This is a genomic window from Neobacillus drentensis NBRC 102427 (genome assembly GCF_001591445.1).
GTDB classification, from domain to species: Bacteria; Bacillota; Bacilli; order Bacillales; family Cytobacillaceae; genus Neobacillus; species Neobacillus drentensis.
On sequence record NZ_BCUX01000074.1, the window covers coordinates 1 to 15,906 of the forward strand.

Sequence of the window (15,906 nt, forward strand, 5' to 3'; positions counted from 1 at the left end):
GCTTATTTTACTTTTGCTGGTTATTCGATTTATCATTCCAAGTACCCTTTATCCAACCTAAAAGATACCTCTAATACTTTTACTATACTAAAATTACTGAAATGCTTCGGCGTAAATGGTAATCTATGTATAATAGACTTATATATAATCAAAGAGATTCATCTAGTAAATTCCATTGAGCAAGGCATATGAAATGAGAGGGAGTGGCTAATGAAGACCAAAAATAAGCTAGTTCGGATGTCGAAGGTCCTTTCTTTGGTCTTTGGTATCTTCTTTCAAATTTATTGGTATAAGATCCTTAGGAAACCGCAAGCCGAGTGGGATAAACTTTGGGGGCGTTTCGGAGCACGGTTCAGGCAAACCCTGTTCGAATTAGAAGGCTTGCTCATTAAGCTTGGACAAATCCTAAGCACGCGTGCTGATTTGCTTCCACCTTCCTTTATTAGTCAAATAGAAGATTTAACGGATAAAGTTCCCCCATCCGAGTGGAGCGAGATTGAGGGAATTTTAGAAAAGGAATGGGGAAACTCCCTTCAGCAGCATTTCCAATCGATTGAAAAAACAGCGATTGCTTCTGCATCCATTGGTGAAGTCTATAAAGGTATGCTCCAAGATGGAACAGAGGTTGCGATTAAGGTAAAGCGTCCAAATATTGATTCGATTGTCGAAACTGATTTCCGGATTTTAAGTATCGTTTTTTGGCTGGTTGATCACTTAGTTCCCCTTCCGAAAGGATTAATGAATTTTAAGGTCCTCTTTAAAGAAGTAAAACAAGTGATTAAACGAGAACTTGATTATTCAGAGGAACTGAACACCATTCTTACGTTTAAGGAACGCTTTAAGGAAATGGATATCGTTCAAATTCCGGCGGTGCATGCTGAACTTAGTACCTCAAACGTACTAGTAATGGATTGGGTCGAAGGATTACGGCTGACTAATAACGAGGCCATCAGCCAGTTACCTGTGAGTCGACAGGAATTGGCACAAAGACTGCTGAAAGTTTTTTTGCCCCAATGGATGGAACCCGGTACCTTCCATGCAGACCCGCATCCAGGCAACGTTCTTGTATCAATGGAAGGGAAAATTATTTTACTAGATTTCGGAATGGTCGGCGAACTTTCCAAAAAGGATGCAGGTTATTTTCAAGGATTAATCGAAAGCTTTCTTGCAAAAAATTATCAGAAGGCCGTAGAATGCTTATTTCAGTTAGGAGTATTGCTCCCTGAGGCAGAATCTAGAACGATCGAACGAATCTTAGCGGAATTCATCACCTTTCAGCCTGCACACTTAAAAGAAATGGACCTCCTAGCGCTAAAATTGGAAATTAACGATTTGATTCAATCATTACCCATTCAGATTCCGACCCGCTTTGTCTTTTTAGGCCGGTCGGTTGTAACCATTGAAGGGATCATTCGCAATTTGGCGCCAAAAGCGGAACTGCTGGAATTAGGGAAACCAGTATTTATGGAGTGGTTACATACACAAGGGAATAATAAATGGTTATTTGTCTGGCAGTGGCTTCAATCACAGCCTGTCTTTAAAATCTTCCATTCCGTAAACGAATTTCTAAATGCACCTCTAAAAATGGAACAATTAAAGGAAGTCGAACAAAGACGGCAATTCCAATTTACCATGTACGAAAATATGAAAAAACAGTTATTTCAATTAACCCTGTTTGGAGCTACTGGAATAGCTGCTGGGTTCTACTCCGCACACAATCTTATCTGGGAGGTATCAGCTGGAGTGGCCGCTGCTGGCTGTGTTGGGTATTTTATTTGTTGTTATCGGCTGAAGAAATGGATGAAGTACATGCATGAAAAACGGAGAATATAGGTGGCTGTTACTTGGCATTCTATATGAAAAAAGGGACAGTTTATGAAGACTGCCCCTTTTTCCTGTTTCTTCTATTAATAAGTTTACATCGCTTTCCGCTCTGTCAGATCCTCTTGAAGATCTGCAGGTACACGCTTGTTGATTCCGAAAGCATAAAAGCTGATGACCACAATCGCCAAGAACACAATACCCGCAACCAGCGATATACGAGTGTCCTCGTTGAACCACATACCGACAAGCACCGCTACCAAATAGGCAATTGTCACATAGTTAGTGACAGGCGCAAAAGGCATCTTGAATGGATGGGCCGCCATTTTATCAGCATGGACTTTCCTGAACTTGATTTGGCTGATCAAAATGACAAACCAAGGAACCATCCCAGGAAGAACACTTGAAGCATAGACGTACACAAACAGTTTTTCCGGTGCAATATAACTTAAAATAACTCCAAAGCCAAGGCCGATCAGTACGCCAATGGTACCGACTAAAGGCACCCCATTACTTGAAACCTTCGCAAACACTTTTGGAGCTTGTCCATTGACTCCAAGAGTATAAAGCATACGCCCTGCGCTGTAGATACCACTGTTACAGCCAGACAAGGCAGCAGTGATGACGACAAAGTTAATGATTCCAGCTGCAGCTGTAATACCGACTTTTGCAAAAGTTGCTACGAACGGGCTTCCAATTGCATGCAATTGATCCCAAGGATAAACAGTGACAATAACAAAAATTGCGCCAATGTAGAAAACAAGGATACGCCAAATGGTACTTTGAATCGCGTTTCTAATTGTTTTCTGAGGATCTTTCGCTTCACCAGCTGTAATACCGATAAGCTCTACACCTTGATAAGCACCAACAACGAGTGCTAGGGCAAAGAGGAACCCTTTAACTCCGCCAGTAAAGAAACCGCCATTTTTCCAAAGGTTTGATAGGCCAATCGAGTCTCCTCCGTTGCCAAGGCCGAAGAAAATCAGACCGAAACCTGCGATAATCATCAATACAATCGTAACTACTTTAATCAAAGCAAACCAAAATTCGAATTCACCAAATGATTTAACAGAAATAAAGTTTGCCGCCCCAAGGATAACCATTGCGATTAGGCCTGGAATCCACGCAGGAAGAGATGGAAACCAATAATGCATATATGTGCCGATCGCGATAACTTCCGCCATGCCGACAACTACCCACTGGAACCAGTTGCTCCAGGCAGTCATAAATCCTGCAAGTGGATGAATATACTTATAGCCAAATGTTGCGAATGAACCTGTACTTGGTTCCAAATAGAGCATTTCGCCCATGGCGCGCATAATCAAATAAAGAAATACTCCCGTAATTGCATAAGCGAGCATTACGGATGGACCCGTCCAGCCTATCGTGCTGGAAGATCCCATAAATAGACCTACACCAATCGTTCCGCCCAAAGCAATCATCTGTATATGGCGTGAACTTAAACCTCTGCTCAATTCCTTGTTTGCCATTAAAATTCCCCCACTTTACTGGTTATTGTCAAATTGAAAGCAAAATGAAAATAATCCCTTTATTCAGAATTTTGTCGTGCGATGATATCTTACAATAACATAATCTTGCAAATCAGTCCACCTGAAAAATACAATTGTCTTTTTCGAGCGGATAGATTATAATAGTTTTGTAGACGTAAGCTTATCCCTTAATTCAGTTCTCTGTAATTAATAGGCTAATGCAAGCTCCCTAAAGGGAATGCCTAATTTCTCTGATAAGTTTTCCAGCATATCCTTTGTCATACGGTCAAGATCATATTGAGGATTGAAATCCCATTCCTCGTGTGCAGCAGATGCATCTATGCTGTTTGGCCAAGAGTTTGCGATGCCTTGACGTACAGGGTCAACATTGTATGAGAGTTCGAATTCAGGAATAAATTTCTTGATGGATGCTGCAATTTGTTCCGGTTCAAAGCTCATGGCAGTGATGTTAAATGCGTTGCGGTGCTTCAATCTTGATGGATCGGCCTCCATCAATTGAATGATTGCATCGATTGCATCAGGCATATACATCATATCCATATAGGTTCCTTTGCCAATGAAAGATGTATATTTCTTGTTCTTAAGAGCTTCATAGTAAATATCTACTGCGTAGTCGGTTGTTCCCCCGCCTGGAAGAGTCTTGTACGAAATCAGTCCAGGGAACCTTACTCCGCGTACGTCTACACCATATTTAGTAAAATAGTAGTCGCAAAGCAATTCTCCGGATACCTTTGTGACGCCATACATAGTAGTTGGTCTTTGTACCGTATCCTGTGGTGTCATATCTACCGGTGTTCCTGGTCCAAAAGCAGCGATGGAGCTTGGTATAAAGAGTTTCAGGTTTAGCTCACGGGAAACTTCAAGGGCGTTCATCAGGCCACCCATATTCAGGTCCCATGCGAATTTTGGTTTTGCTTCTCCTACTGCCGACAAAAGGGCTGCAAGATGCATAAGAGTGTCAACTTCATATTTTTTGCAAAGTCCTAGCATTGCTTCGTAATCCATTACATCTAGGATTTCAAATGTACCACCTTCGATGACTGGATTGCCTTCAATATGGCGAATATCTGTTGCAATAACGTTTTCTGCTCCGTACATTACTCTGAGACGGTGTGTCAATTCAGAACCGATTTGGCCAAGACAGCCAGTAATAAGAATTTTTTTCATAAGAAACGGACCTCCTGAAGTGTCTTTTACTATTATTCAATTGAAGCTAAGCGCTGTTATTCTTGGTGAAATTGTAAATTAGATAATAGACAATTCTTTACCTACTTTTTCATAGACTGCTAGAACCTCATCAAGCATTTCCTTGGTGTGCGCAGCAGTAGGCATATTCCTAACCCTGCCTGTACCTCTAGGGACTGTTGGGAAAGTGATTGATTTGGCATAAACGCCTTCTTCCATCAGCCTGCGTGAAAATAATTGGGTCAGATCTTCTTTTCCTATGATGCATGGGGTAATTGGTGTTTCGGAATGACCTATTTCGAAACCAAGCTTCTTTAAGCCTTCTTTTAGATATCTTCCGTTTTCCCAAAGCTTTTCAACTTTTTCTGTCGATTCGGTCATGATATGGATCGCTTCCATACATGCGGCCGCATCTCCTGGTGTCAATGAAGTTGAAAATAGGAATGGACGCGCCCGGACTTTCAGCCAGTCAATCAACTGCTCTGTACCTGCTACATATCCGCCTACAACACCAATTGCTTTTGAAAGGGTCCCAATTTGTAAGTCAATTCGGTCTGAGAGGCCAAAATGCTTAACCGTACCAGCACCGTTACCCATTACACCTGAACCATGGGCATCATCTACATAAGTGATTAACCCAAACTCATCAGCAATTTCGACGATTTCCGGAAGCTTTGCTACATCACCGTCCATTGAAAAAACTCCGTCTGTGATGTACATGATTTTTTCGTATAAACCACTTTCAATTGTCTCTTTCGCTACTCGACGTAAATCGTCCATGTCTTGATGCTTGACGCGGATAATTTTCGCTCCTGACAATCTGCACCCATCAATAATCGATGCATGATTCAGTTCATCCGAGAGAATAGCATCCTTCTTTGTCATTAGGGCTGAAATCGCACCCATATTACAATTGAACCCGGATTGGAAGGCAATGGCAGCTTCGGTATGCTTGAACTTGGCAATTGTTTTCTCCAATTCATTATGGATAGCCAATGTACCATTGATTGTACGAACCGCACCGGCCCCCACACCATATTCCTCGATTGCTTCATGCGCTTTTTGCTTCATTCTTTCATTATTAGCAAGGCCAAGATAGTTATTGGAAGACATATTGATTAATGATTTGCCATTGATTGTAACTATAGGGCCGTTTGGTCCTTCTACCGTATCAATAACATTGTAGAGGCCATTTTCCCGCAACTCGCTCAGTTGGGGTGTTAAGAAATCCTTCAAAACCTTTTTTGCCAAAATAATTCCTCCTTAAAAATTACCCCTCAGTTTCTTCACATAACCTACTCGTGATGTTTTTGGGTCGTAAATTCAATATTGAAAAACTTGGAATCGCTTTCAAAGAAATACAAAAAAATAAAAATTCAATAACGAAAATTATTCCCGGATTTTTCAATCCTACTTTGAACCTATGATGTTATTATGGAATGGGAAGTGTAATAATAAGCTAGTTTAGTTAATCCTCCCCTCACCCCTTTTAATAGATTCATATATTTCAGTGTAATCTTATAATTATGTTGGAAAACTGTCAATACTATTACGAAAAACTAATCATTCAGATAATATATTTTATTAAAAGGACCTAGATGATTAAAGGGTCTCTGTATTAGTCTGGGGATTTCTGCATCTATTTACCAAATATCGCTAAGTATATTTACGAAATAATCTAACTGTGCAATTAATTTATATTGTCAATTAACCCAATCCTTCTTTTCTACATAAGTTACATTATTGAAGTGAAACAGGAGGAGAGGAAGATGTTGATTCACGTTGTCAGGAGCGGTGAAACGCTTTGGCAAATTACTGCTCGCTACAAAGTAAATAAAAAAATGAGAATTACGAACAATCAGTTCCTTGCGCGGACTGATTGTTTTTTACGCTTTTATCAAAATAATTTGGTGGGAAATTGACAAATATTGTGGATTTTCCACAGGATTCCCTTTCAACCAAACGTTTGATTAAATGTACCTCTAGCCCTTGATAAATAAGACTTCATCCCTCTCAGTTGATAAATTTATTGGTGAAAGATGGACGGAAAATAGGCTGAAAATGGCTTTCAAGCTACATTAGTCAATAAACGACGGCCAATCGACAAAATTGCTTATATGCTATACTAATCAAACGTTTGGTTAAAACCGCTGGAAATACTGATTTATAAGAATTTCCCCTGCTATGCGCGCAGGGAAATAGTCGATATACGCGGGAATATTCCGCAGGAAATATCTTATATTTCCTCAAAATCAGATGGGTTTCGCTTGAATTTACATCATTCTATTCATTCCCCGACGTTTCCCTTTTACACAAACGTTTGATTGAAAGTGGTCTTCAGGCGTACCACTCCTGAATTTGTAACTCTAAATGCCTGAAAAGCATGTCGAAGGACGTCTTCACCCATGGATTTTTTAAGAGGAGTTCCTCTATGTTACCGTCGATCACGCTTTTCATGCTGCACGGTCACATAGAACCGCTTTATGTTACCGTACTCTTCTTTTTTCTTCCTGTACGGTCACTAAGAACCCCTTTAAGTTACCGTGCACTTCTTTTTCTTCGCTGCTCGGTCACTTAAAGCCTTCTTATGTTACCGTACTCTTCTTTTTCTTCCCTGCTCGGTCACTTAAAGCCTCTTTATGTTACCGTACTCTCCCTTTTTCCACCTGCACGGTAACAAAGAACCTCAACACAGCAAAAGGCCCAATTCAAGTACAAAAATGAGGAGGACTCTGCTAATTATAAACCTCACTCTTTTTATTCATCCGACATATCTTATTAATAATAAGACAAGGTATGGGAGGGATGATATGAAGAATACTAATCACCTTGATGATGTTAGACGGGATATTGAGGAGAAAGTAATTTGTTACGTTAATAACATAAGGAAAATTAAAAGGAAGGCCTTGAAACTTAAAGTTCTTACGATAATCTTTTCATTTTTTATTACTTTCTTATCCAGTACCAATCTCACCTACATCGGCTTGACTAAACCAATGACCAATATTTTAATAGCATTATGTAGCGCGATTATTCCGGCCTTGATTGCCTACGAGGGAATTATTGCTGATTCGAAGTTGATCAAACAACAGACAATTACCCTGCATCGACTTACAGAATTAAAGCATGATATTAATTTGTGGCAAATGGAAGAAGTGGATGAGGACCATCTGGATCTTAACAAAGTTAACCAAATCCAAAAAAAGTTCGATGACATTATTAAAAGGGAATTATTATAATTTACGGACCAGTTCAAAGAGGGAATTGGTCTTTTGATTGTTTCGGAACCTTTTGAAAGACAATGGTAACCTGGATATCTGTGTTATTATTGAATTAAATTTTGAAAGGGGATGACTGCGGTGATTCATTATAATGAGCTCCATCACGTTAGTCTTACGGTTACCAATTTAGAACGCGCCAAGCATTTTTATAGCAGCATCTTATGTTTAAAGGAACTCCAGCGCCCGAATTTTGATTTTCCTGGTGCCTGGTACGAAGTAAACGGTCAACAGCTTCATCTAATCGTTCTTCCTACATCACAAACGATTCGCCAAGATAAACGCCTGAGCAGCAGGGAAGGCCATTTTGCATTAAGAGTGCAGGATTACTCAGAGACGCTGAATTGGTTGAAAAGTAAGGATGTTGAACTGTTAGAGAGACCAAATGGCATGAGCGGTTTTGCGCAAATATTCTGTGCGGACCCTGATGGGAATCTAATTGAACTAAACGTCGATCAAAAAGACCTTTAGGAATGCCGGCAACTGACAAACCTTCCCAAAGTAAAAAGGAGAAGTGCCCAAACACTTCTCCACTTGCCTATCAACCCACCATAAATTCCGAGTTGAGCTATTTTACGCTTCCACTGTCTTTGCAATGATTGCCCCAACAACCAGCCCCCATACAGGTGCGCTAATATGGAAGAATGATACATGTGATAATGCGATTAGGAACGCAAAGAGTGCACTTAACCGATATTTATTTTCGGAGAAACCCTGCTGCAAACTTGAGATTAATACACCCATCAATGCAAATCCTGCTAGCATCGACACAAACGCCTCGGGTAACGATTGGATGAAAGGAACAATTTTCCACGCAAAGACACCAAAGAATAACGTCAAAACCCCTGATACCACCGCTGCCATATACCGCTTCGATTTCAGCCCGGCATCCGAGCTAGAGCAAATGGCGGTCATCATCCCGGCAATGTTCGCACTTTGCCCACCAAAAAAACTTGCGATGATCGAAAAAACACCACTAAAAGAAACAATCTTCCGGATTGGAGGTTCAAAATCTGAACTTTCCAGCGCCCCGATTCCAGGTGCCACATCATTACTTAGGATTAACATGGCAAGCGGGAGTCCAAGAGTGATCAGCCCCATCCACGTAAATTCCGGCGTCTGGACGGATGGCAGGAAAAAAGCAATCCCTTTAGAAGCTGAATGTAGATCCTGAGTTAAAAACAAAGTAATAAACCCGACCACCACGGCGACCATAACGGCCGGAATCCGATTTGAGATTTTCGTACTGATAAAAAAACTCAGCAAAGCTGCCCCACCCACGATAGGCATCGCCTTCACATCTGGGACAATCTGAACCACATAATTGGTGACCAGCCCTCCCAGCATCGCGGCAATGACTTCTTTCGGTACCCATTTCATTATTTTAGTAAAAAGTCCTGATATTCCAATCAGAAAAATAATCAGTCCTGACATCACATACCCGCCAATTAGCTGGGGATAGGTAAAATGAGCTGTCACTGTCGCTAAAAAGGCAACTCCTGAAATCGAGTGAGCACCCGTGATAGGAATTCTATATAACAGCGGCATGATAATCCCGAATAACCCGCCAAAGAAATAGACAGCAAACATCCAATTAATAGTCTGCTGATCAGAGAAATGCCCCGCCGCCGCTGCCTGCAAAATGATTAACGCCGGACCTGTCATGACTAGAGTACTAGAAATGAATCCAGACGATACATTTTGACTCGTTAAATCTCGCAAAAGCCCTGTGTTTTTATGCAATGCTTCATTTTGTTGTTCATGAATATATCTATCTGGCTGTCCCATTATTTCTCCTCATACCCTTCATCTTGCCATTGGTGACACTGGGCTCTATTTTATTTCCAAATACCTGCGATAGGCTGAACAGAATTACTTTTTCCAGCATGTGTTAATCCATAAATATCTTCAATTGACCTTAAAAGATTAAAGTGGTTTAATTCCTTATTATATTCTCCCATTTTCACCATAGGTCCAACGAAAAAGGTTGGAATTTTGTTTTCTTCGGAACCATCATCTTCATCCCAAGTGATAATCAACAAACTATTATTCTTTTTGGCCCATTGGACATAGGAATCTATATTTTGCTGTAACCACTGATCCGCCTTCTCAATCGACCCATCATGCATGTTATTTTGCTGATTAGGAACAATCATAGATACGGTAGAGAGTTGAGTAAAATCTTTAGGGAAATTTTTTAGTGGCTGATTTGTCTCTTTGGGTAGATTGGTAAAATTAACCCAAGGATTATGTTTTCGGACATAGTCCCCCATCTCCTCTCCGTTGTAGCCTACCGATGGAAGATCTTCCGAATACCCTGTAAATGTATAATTTTTTTCAATAAGTTCACTTCCCAAGTTGGCTTTGGAAAATTTAGACTTTGGAACCTCATTGTTCAGCACACCGTGATTTGAACCAGAGAACATGTCCAAATAATTTGGCTGGCTAGGATGCTTAGTGCCATGATAGTTTGTTAAGCTCGCCCCCTGTGCAACTAAAGAATTCATATAAGGCGCTTCCTTATTACCAATAATCTGTTTTTTTGAATGATTTTCTTCAACAATAATGACTATATGGCCAATTTCAGGGAATTCCCCTTCTTTAGTTTTCATAGTTTTAGTTGGTAACGATAGCTCCTTTATTGAAGATTGCTCTTTTTTTAGGGATTGATTTTGTTCTTTAGATGGATCCTTTTCTTGAGATTGGTCTTGTGCACAGGCACTTAGAAATAGTAAAACTGATAGAAGTGCAATACCCCACTTTATTAACACGATACATCCTCTTTTCTTTCCTTTTCTATATTTTACCAGTGATTACAGAAAACTCAAACAATAAGCAGGCTATCGTTTGAGTGGCGTTTTGTTCCTATAAAGCGAGGAGGCTTAGCCATTCTTTAATCTAAATAAAGTTTACTCATTTTCCTCCCCATAGTCATTAAATAATCCCTTAATTACCAAATAAAAATTAATAGAAGTTTTCCAGCCTACCCCCAAAATCTTAAGATGTTTACCTAAGCTTTTGAAGATAGTCACTTTTTGTCGAAAAATCTATTTTGCTGCTCCACGAGATAACTTTTTAGAAAATTAATCTCCTATAATCAATCTATTAAAATAATATTATACCCATTACACCTATAGGAGGAGTCCACGTGAATCGAGTTTTTAGGTGGTTTGTTAGATCATTATTTGCCCCTGTCACCGGTAGTGCTGGTGCGGTGGCTAGTACACTTGGGTTTTTTCTAGGATTTTTGCCGATTGATAGTATAAGAATTCCCATATTGCTAGTTATTTCCCTTTTGTTGCGCCTGAATATCATCGCCTTATTCCTTGGCACGTTGATTCCCATTTTCATTCCAAAGATGAGTCATTTACCAATCCAGGATTTCCGTCTATTAGAAGATTTCTGGTTATTCGCTAACCTCAAGTCTAATATACAGCTCCAGCAATCGATAGTATCAGGAGCCCTTGGAGGCTTGATTGGCCTTGTCTGCTACTTTTTCTTCCACTGGTTTTATAATTTAGGGTTGAAAAAGAGGGAGAGAAATCAGGACCATGTTTTCCTTGATTCTGCCCACAGACGCTGGTCGATTATCAAACGAATGAGTGCAGGCTTTACAATTTTAATTATTTTAGTATCGACTATTTTTATTGAAAGTCTTAATACGAACCCGAAATTTCCTGAGCTGCAATTGAGTAACAGCGCAGCAAAGAGCGGGATTGAGCCGATTAATACAAGTTTCAGCGAAGAACAGCTCGCCACACAAATGGAAAAAACGAGTCCTGCCCCACTTTTTTCAAAAAATAGCGGGCAATGGAACAAAAAACAAGAGGTGTATGGTTTTTACGTCAATTGGGACAAAAACAGCGAGACTTCTTTTAAAAAAAATATCGATTCGATTACAGCAATAGTGCCTGGCTGGCTGCAGCTCACTTCGGGTCTTACCCTGAAAACAAGCACGGACAAGTCGATTATTGCCTCGGCTAAAGCCCATAATATAAAGATTCTCCCCTTGGTGAATAATTTTAACAATAATAAATGGGACGGCGAAGTTCTGCACCGGCTATTTGTTACGCCTGGTGCGGAAGATCTTTTCATAAAAAAGCTGCTGGATTATGTGAAAACAAATAACTTTGACGGAATAAATATCGACTTTGAAGAAATTTATCCAGATGACAGAGATAATTTCACTAATTTTATCAAAAATGTCTATGAGGAATTTCATCAACAGGGACTCTTGGTCACGATGGATGTTCCGCCGAATAACAGTAGTTTTAACTATACGTCTTTAGCAGCGAACGTGGACCGGTTGATTGTCATGCTCTATGACCAGCATTACCCCATGAGTAAACCCGGACCTGTCGCTTCATCTAATTGGGTGCAAGAAAACTTAACCCAGCTCAAGATTCCTTCTGAAAAATTGATTGTCAGTTTGGGAAGCTTCGGTTACGACTGGGAGGAAAACTCCAATCAGCCCGCCGCTACAGTTAGCTTCGGGGATATCATGGATTTAGGAATAGGAACTAACCTCCAAATCCATTGGAATCAACAAACAGAAAACCCTTATTTACGATATAAAAGAAATGGAAAAAACCATACTGTTTGGTTTTTAGATGCGGCTTCGTTTTATAATCAAATGAAGTTAGCGATCAATCACGGCTCAACAGGAATCGCGGTTTGGCGACTCGGTTCTGAAGATCCTTCAATCTGGAATTATATCAATAAGCCAAAGGCAATCAACGATCCATCCCAGGCCCTTAAAACCTTTGCCAGCCCTAACTCTGTTCACTATTCAGGTGCCGGAGAGATTTTGAACGTTGTTTCTCAATCAGAAAAAGGGAAAAGAACGCTTCAATTGGATTCAAATGGGATGATTCAAACTGAGACCTATCGTAAATTAGCAAAGCCAACTGAAGTGGTTCGTTATGGTAAGCCGAAAGGAAAGGAAGTCGTCCTTTCCTTTGATGACGGTCCGGATCCAACCTATACACCACAAATACTGGATATTTTGGACAAGAATCACGTCAAAGGGAGCTTCTTTATCATCGGAGAGAACGCTCTTCAGCATCCGGAACTGGTTAAAAGGATGTATGAAGAAGGTCACGAAATTGGTAACCATACCTTTACCCATCCTGAGGTGGCATCAATAACACCATTTCAAACGAAAATGGAGCTAAATGCCAATCAGCGATTATTTCAAGAAATTACCGGTCATTCGATGACACTTTTTCGGCCGCCGTTTGTGGCCAATGCCGAACCAAACACAAGGAACGAACTGGAGCCAATCGTGCGAGCACAAGAAATGGGTTATACCATGGTCGGTGAATTAATTGACTCTGATGATTGGCAAAGACTGTCTAGGGATGAGATTGTGAAGCTGGTACTAAAACAGCTGCCTGAAGGAAATATCATTTTGATGCATGATGCTGGCGGTGACCGTTCCAACACGGTAAAAGCCTTGCCGATAATTATTAAAGAACTCAAACAGCGCGACTATACATTTACCACCGTAGCTGATCTCATTGGAAAAAGTAATAGTCAAATCATGCCTCCTGTTCATCAGGACAACCCTTATTTGGTCTATGACAAGGCCGTTTTTAAGGTCATCCAAGCCTGGAACGCTGGATTAAGCTTTCTGTTTTACTCAGCAATTATTATCGGAATCTTGCGGATGGCTGTCTTCGTTTTCCTTTCAAGAAGGCAGGTAAAAAGGTATAAAGCGACCGAAATTGATCCTACCTTTACTCCTTTTGTCAGTGTCGTGATTGCAGCCTACAACGAAGAAAAAGTCATTTGCAAAACTGTTGATTCGATTTTGGCGAGCGATTATCCGGCCTTTGAAATACTGATTATCGACGACGGATCCAAGGATGATACGGCTGTTGTCGTACAAGAAACCTATGCAAACCATCCTCTTGTCCGATTGATTCAAAAGCCTAACGGGGGAAAATCTTCCGCGGTGAATCTTGGTTTTAAAGAAGCAAACGGAGAAATCGTCGTCGCTCTTGATGCCGATACACTCATCGCTGAAAATGCAATATCCTTGCTAGTGAACCATTTTAAAAATGAAAATGTCGCTGCGGTCTCTGGTAATGTAAAGGTCGGCAATAAGGGAAACCTCCTAACAAACTGGCAGCATATCGAATATGTAACAGGCTTTAACCTAGAGAGAAGGGCTTTTGCAGCACTCAATTGCATTACCGTGGTACCTGGTGCCATCGGTGCTTGGCGAAAGACGGCCGTAGAAGAAGCAGGCTACTTTCAAGAAGATACATTGGCCGAGGATACCGATATCACGCTTACGCTATTACGCCAGGGGAAAACGATTGAATTTGAGGAAAAGGCCTATGCCTATACAGAAGTGCCGGAAGATATTAAAAGTTTGGCAAAACAGCGATACCGCTGGGTCTATGGTACGTTACAATGCTTATGGAAGCATCGCGAAGCTTTATTTAATAAAAAACATAACTCATTAGGATTTATCGCTCTTCCAAACATGTGGCTTTTCCAATATATTTATCAAACAATCTCGCCAATTGCAGATCTATTGTTCATTATCGCCCTTTTTCAACCGCACCCTGAAAAAGCAACGATTGGATTTATTCTTTTTTATCTGCTCGATCTCCTTACTTCTCTCTATGCCTTTCGGTTGGAGAAAGAAAGTCCGAGACCACTAGGGTCATTGTTTCTGCAACGAATCCTGTACAAACAGTTGATGACCTATGTGGTGGTAAAATCGCTCTTCTCGGCCATCAAGGGCGTCACCGTTGGATGGGGTAAACTCAAACGCAAAGGGAACGTGACTCAGGAAAATTCGATTGTTAAGGTTAAGGAATATATGTAAGAGTAGGTCCTTCCCATTTTATTTGGGGAGGGTCTTTTTTTGTAAAAAAAAGAATCACCAAAAGCTTAACGGGTTCCATTACCTATCGCAAACACTAAAAATGTAAATAAAAATGAGTGCCAAATTATATATGAATTTGACACTCATTTTTTATTGACGTAAAGTGATTTTTGCAGAAATAACACTAAAATTTGTATAGGCAAATGCACCCCAAATTGCAAGGGTACAATAACTGTTGTACCCCTGTTATTTTACCCACATTTTAATATACAAATCGCCTTACAAAAAAATATTTAGACTGAATGTTAAGACTTAGAAAAATTAGATATTTATGTTAAGTCGAAATAAATTTTGTGAAAAAATGTACCTTTTACATTCCAGTTATATCGTGATATTGTTCAAATACGCATTAAGCATTTTTTTCTTCTTAAACTAACGCACCCGTTAGCTTAGCGTCAAGCTTAATTGTTTGGCGCCCCAGGTGTGTAATAGTATGGAGGAACTTTAATCCAGCCTCTTTTACGCATTGCAGTTTTAAGTTCCAATCCAAAGATCATTTTCTCTACCTGGAATCTAGCCCACATAAGACCAATATCACTACGGATACTTTGACTTATGTTTGTAGCGCACATAACGATATTAGTGGCAATTTTAACTGAAATAAAATTAGCTATTTCCTCATCCGTCATTTTTGCACCTAAAGGTACGCTATTTGGATCGGATTTTGGTTTAGATTCAGACGCTTGAGATAAAGGAATTCCTTCATTAATCATAAAACCTTTAAGGAGATTCATTTGATGTTCTCCGAGATTTTTTGATTTATTTAACAAATTAATTAATTCATCGTCAGTTGTTGTATTTAATGAAGCTTCAAGTACAGGGACTTCTTCAGCTAAGGCGGTGAAATAAAGCCAACATCCCATTGCTTCACCAATATGAGGGCGTGCTTTTGGTTCAGTGTCAAATGTTGTTTTTAAGTAATCAAAAGCTGTTTCAAAGATATTTTGCATACATCTCATCCTAATGTTTTTAGTAACATGGTTTCCATTATTTTAGTAAAGTAAACATTATTCTTATTACACAATACGAAGATATTGTGAAGAAATGTACTTAAGCTACGGGTGCTTTACTTCAAGAAGGGTAAAGTCCTTTTTCTTATTGTACTAACGGACAGTTTTGTTTAAAAGTATTGTAAAACAAAGTTGAATTTGCAATATAATATAAGTAATTTATTGGTTAGTTTGGAGGTGTTATGATGATTTGGATTTTT

At 39.9% G+C, this 15,906-nt stretch carries 11 protein-coding genes; 5 read left to right on the top strand and 6 right to left on the bottom strand.

What is annotated here, in order from left to right:
- Nucleotides 1-210: 210 nt before the first annotated feature.
- The gene (locus BDR01S_RS22540; RefSeq protein ID WP_066259305.1) at nucleotides 211-1,833 is read left to right on the top strand and encodes an ABC1 kinase family protein; all 1,623 of its coding nucleotides are present in this window, start codon (nucleotides 211-213) and stop codon (nucleotides 1,831-1,833) included.
- Between the two features lie 83 nt (nucleotides 1,834-1,916).
- On the opposite strand, the gene BDR01S_RS22545 is transcribed toward BDR01S_RS22540, so the two are convergent.
- The 3 genes from BDR01S_RS22545 to BDR01S_RS22555 form a co-directional block, all read right to left on the bottom strand.
- Nucleotides 1,917-3,311 carry an amino acid permease gene (locus tag BDR01S_RS22545; RefSeq protein ID WP_066259308.1) on the bottom strand — a complete coding sequence of 465 codons (1,395 nt, stop codon included), beginning with the start codon at nucleotides 3,309-3,311 and terminating at the stop codon, nucleotides 1,917-1,919.
- 207 nt (nucleotides 3,312-3,518) lie between these two features.
- The gene (locus tag BDR01S_RS22550; protein ID WP_066259310.1) at nucleotides 3,519-4,499 is read right to left on the bottom strand and encodes an L-threonine 3-dehydrogenase; all 981 of its coding nucleotides are present in this window, start codon (nucleotides 4,497-4,499) and stop codon (nucleotides 3,519-3,521) included.
- Between the two features lie 78 nt (nucleotides 4,500-4,577).
- The gene (locus tag BDR01S_RS22555) at nucleotides 4,578-5,768 is read right to left on the bottom strand and encodes a glycine C-acetyltransferase (RefSeq protein ID WP_066259312.1); all 1,191 of its coding nucleotides are present in this window, start codon (nucleotides 5,766-5,768) and stop codon (nucleotides 4,578-4,580) included.
- Nucleotides 5,769-6,286: 518 nt separating this feature from the next.
- On the opposite strand from BDR01S_RS22555, the gene BDR01S_RS25510 reads away from it, so the two are divergent.
- The 3 genes from BDR01S_RS25510 (at nucleotide 6,287) to BDR01S_RS22565 (ending at nucleotide 8,266) form a co-directional block, all read left to right on the top strand.
- Nucleotides 6,287-6,439 carry a LysM peptidoglycan-binding domain-containing protein gene (locus BDR01S_RS25510; protein ID WP_157406235.1) on the top strand — a complete coding sequence of 51 codons (153 nt, stop codon included), beginning with the start codon at nucleotides 6,287-6,289 and terminating at the stop codon, nucleotides 6,437-6,439.
- Between the two features lie 888 nt (nucleotides 6,440-7,327).
- Complete coding sequence (locus BDR01S_RS22560; RefSeq protein WP_066259315.1) at nucleotides 7,328-7,756, top strand: hypothetical protein; 429 nt, start codon at nucleotides 7,328-7,330, stop codon at nucleotides 7,754-7,756.
- Between the two features lie 120 nt (nucleotides 7,757-7,876).
- Nucleotides 7,877-8,266: a VOC family protein gene (locus BDR01S_RS22565; RefSeq protein ID WP_066259318.1), complete on the top strand. Its 390-nt coding sequence runs from the start codon at nucleotides 7,877-7,879 to the stop codon at nucleotides 8,264-8,266.
- Nucleotides 8,267-8,368: 102 nt separating this feature from the next.
- Here the strand turns inward: BDR01S_RS22565 and BDR01S_RS22570 are convergent, their stop codons facing one another.
- Together BDR01S_RS22570 and BDR01S_RS22575 are read right to left on the bottom strand one after the other, a co-directional pair.
- Complete coding sequence (locus BDR01S_RS22570) at nucleotides 8,369-9,583, bottom strand: benzoate/H(+) symporter BenE family transporter (RefSeq protein WP_066259321.1); 1,215 nt, start codon at nucleotides 9,581-9,583, stop codon at nucleotides 8,369-8,371.
- A gap of 50 nt (nucleotides 9,584-9,633) precedes the next feature.
- A complete protein-coding gene (locus tag BDR01S_RS22575) occupies nucleotides 9,634-10,566 on the bottom strand; it encodes an alkaline phosphatase family protein (protein WP_066259324.1) in 933 nt (310 codons plus the stop codon).
- Nucleotides 10,567-10,943: 377 nt separating this feature from the next.
- Between BDR01S_RS22575 and BDR01S_RS22580 the strand changes: the two genes are divergently transcribed.
- Complete coding sequence (locus tag BDR01S_RS22580; RefSeq protein ID WP_082797548.1) at nucleotides 10,944-14,636, top strand: trifunctional glycoside hydrolase family 18/polysaccharide deacetylase/glycosyltransferase family 2 protein; 3,693 nt, start codon at nucleotides 10,944-10,946, stop codon at nucleotides 14,634-14,636.
- 461 nt (nucleotides 14,637-15,097) lie between these two features.
- Here BDR01S_RS22580 and BDR01S_RS22585 read toward each other — a convergent pair whose 3' ends face one another.
- Complete coding sequence (locus tag BDR01S_RS22585) at nucleotides 15,098-15,646, bottom strand: DUF3231 family protein (protein WP_066259326.1); 549 nt, start codon at nucleotides 15,644-15,646, stop codon at nucleotides 15,098-15,100.
- Between the last annotated feature and the right edge of the window lie 260 nt (nucleotides 15,647-15,906).

Coding starts and splice junctions, on each gene's coding strand:
- BDR01S_RS22540 (WP_066259305.1), top strand. CDS start 211: ATGAAGACCAAAAATAAGCTAGTTCGGATGTCGAAGGTCCTTTCTTTG.
- BDR01S_RS22545 (WP_066259308.1), bottom strand. CDS start 3,311: ATGGCAAACAAGGAATTGAGCAGAGGTTTAAGTTCACGCCATATACAG.
- BDR01S_RS22550 (WP_066259310.1), bottom strand. CDS start 4,499: ATGAAAAAAATTCTTATTACTGGCTGTCTTGGCCAAATCGGTTCTGAA.
- BDR01S_RS25510 (WP_157406235.1), top strand. CDS start 6,287: ATGTTGATTCACGTTGTCAGGAGCGGTGAAACGCTTTGGCAAATTACT.
- BDR01S_RS22560 (WP_066259315.1), top strand. CDS start 7,328: ATGAAGAATACTAATCACCTTGATGATGTTAGACGGGATATTGAGGAG.
- BDR01S_RS22570 (WP_066259321.1), bottom strand. CDS start 9,583: ATGGGACAGCCAGATAGATATATTCATGAACAACAAAATGAAGCATTG.
- BDR01S_RS22585 (WP_066259326.1), bottom strand. CDS start 15,646: ATGCAAAATATCTTTGAAACAGCTTTTGATTACTTAAAAACAACATTT.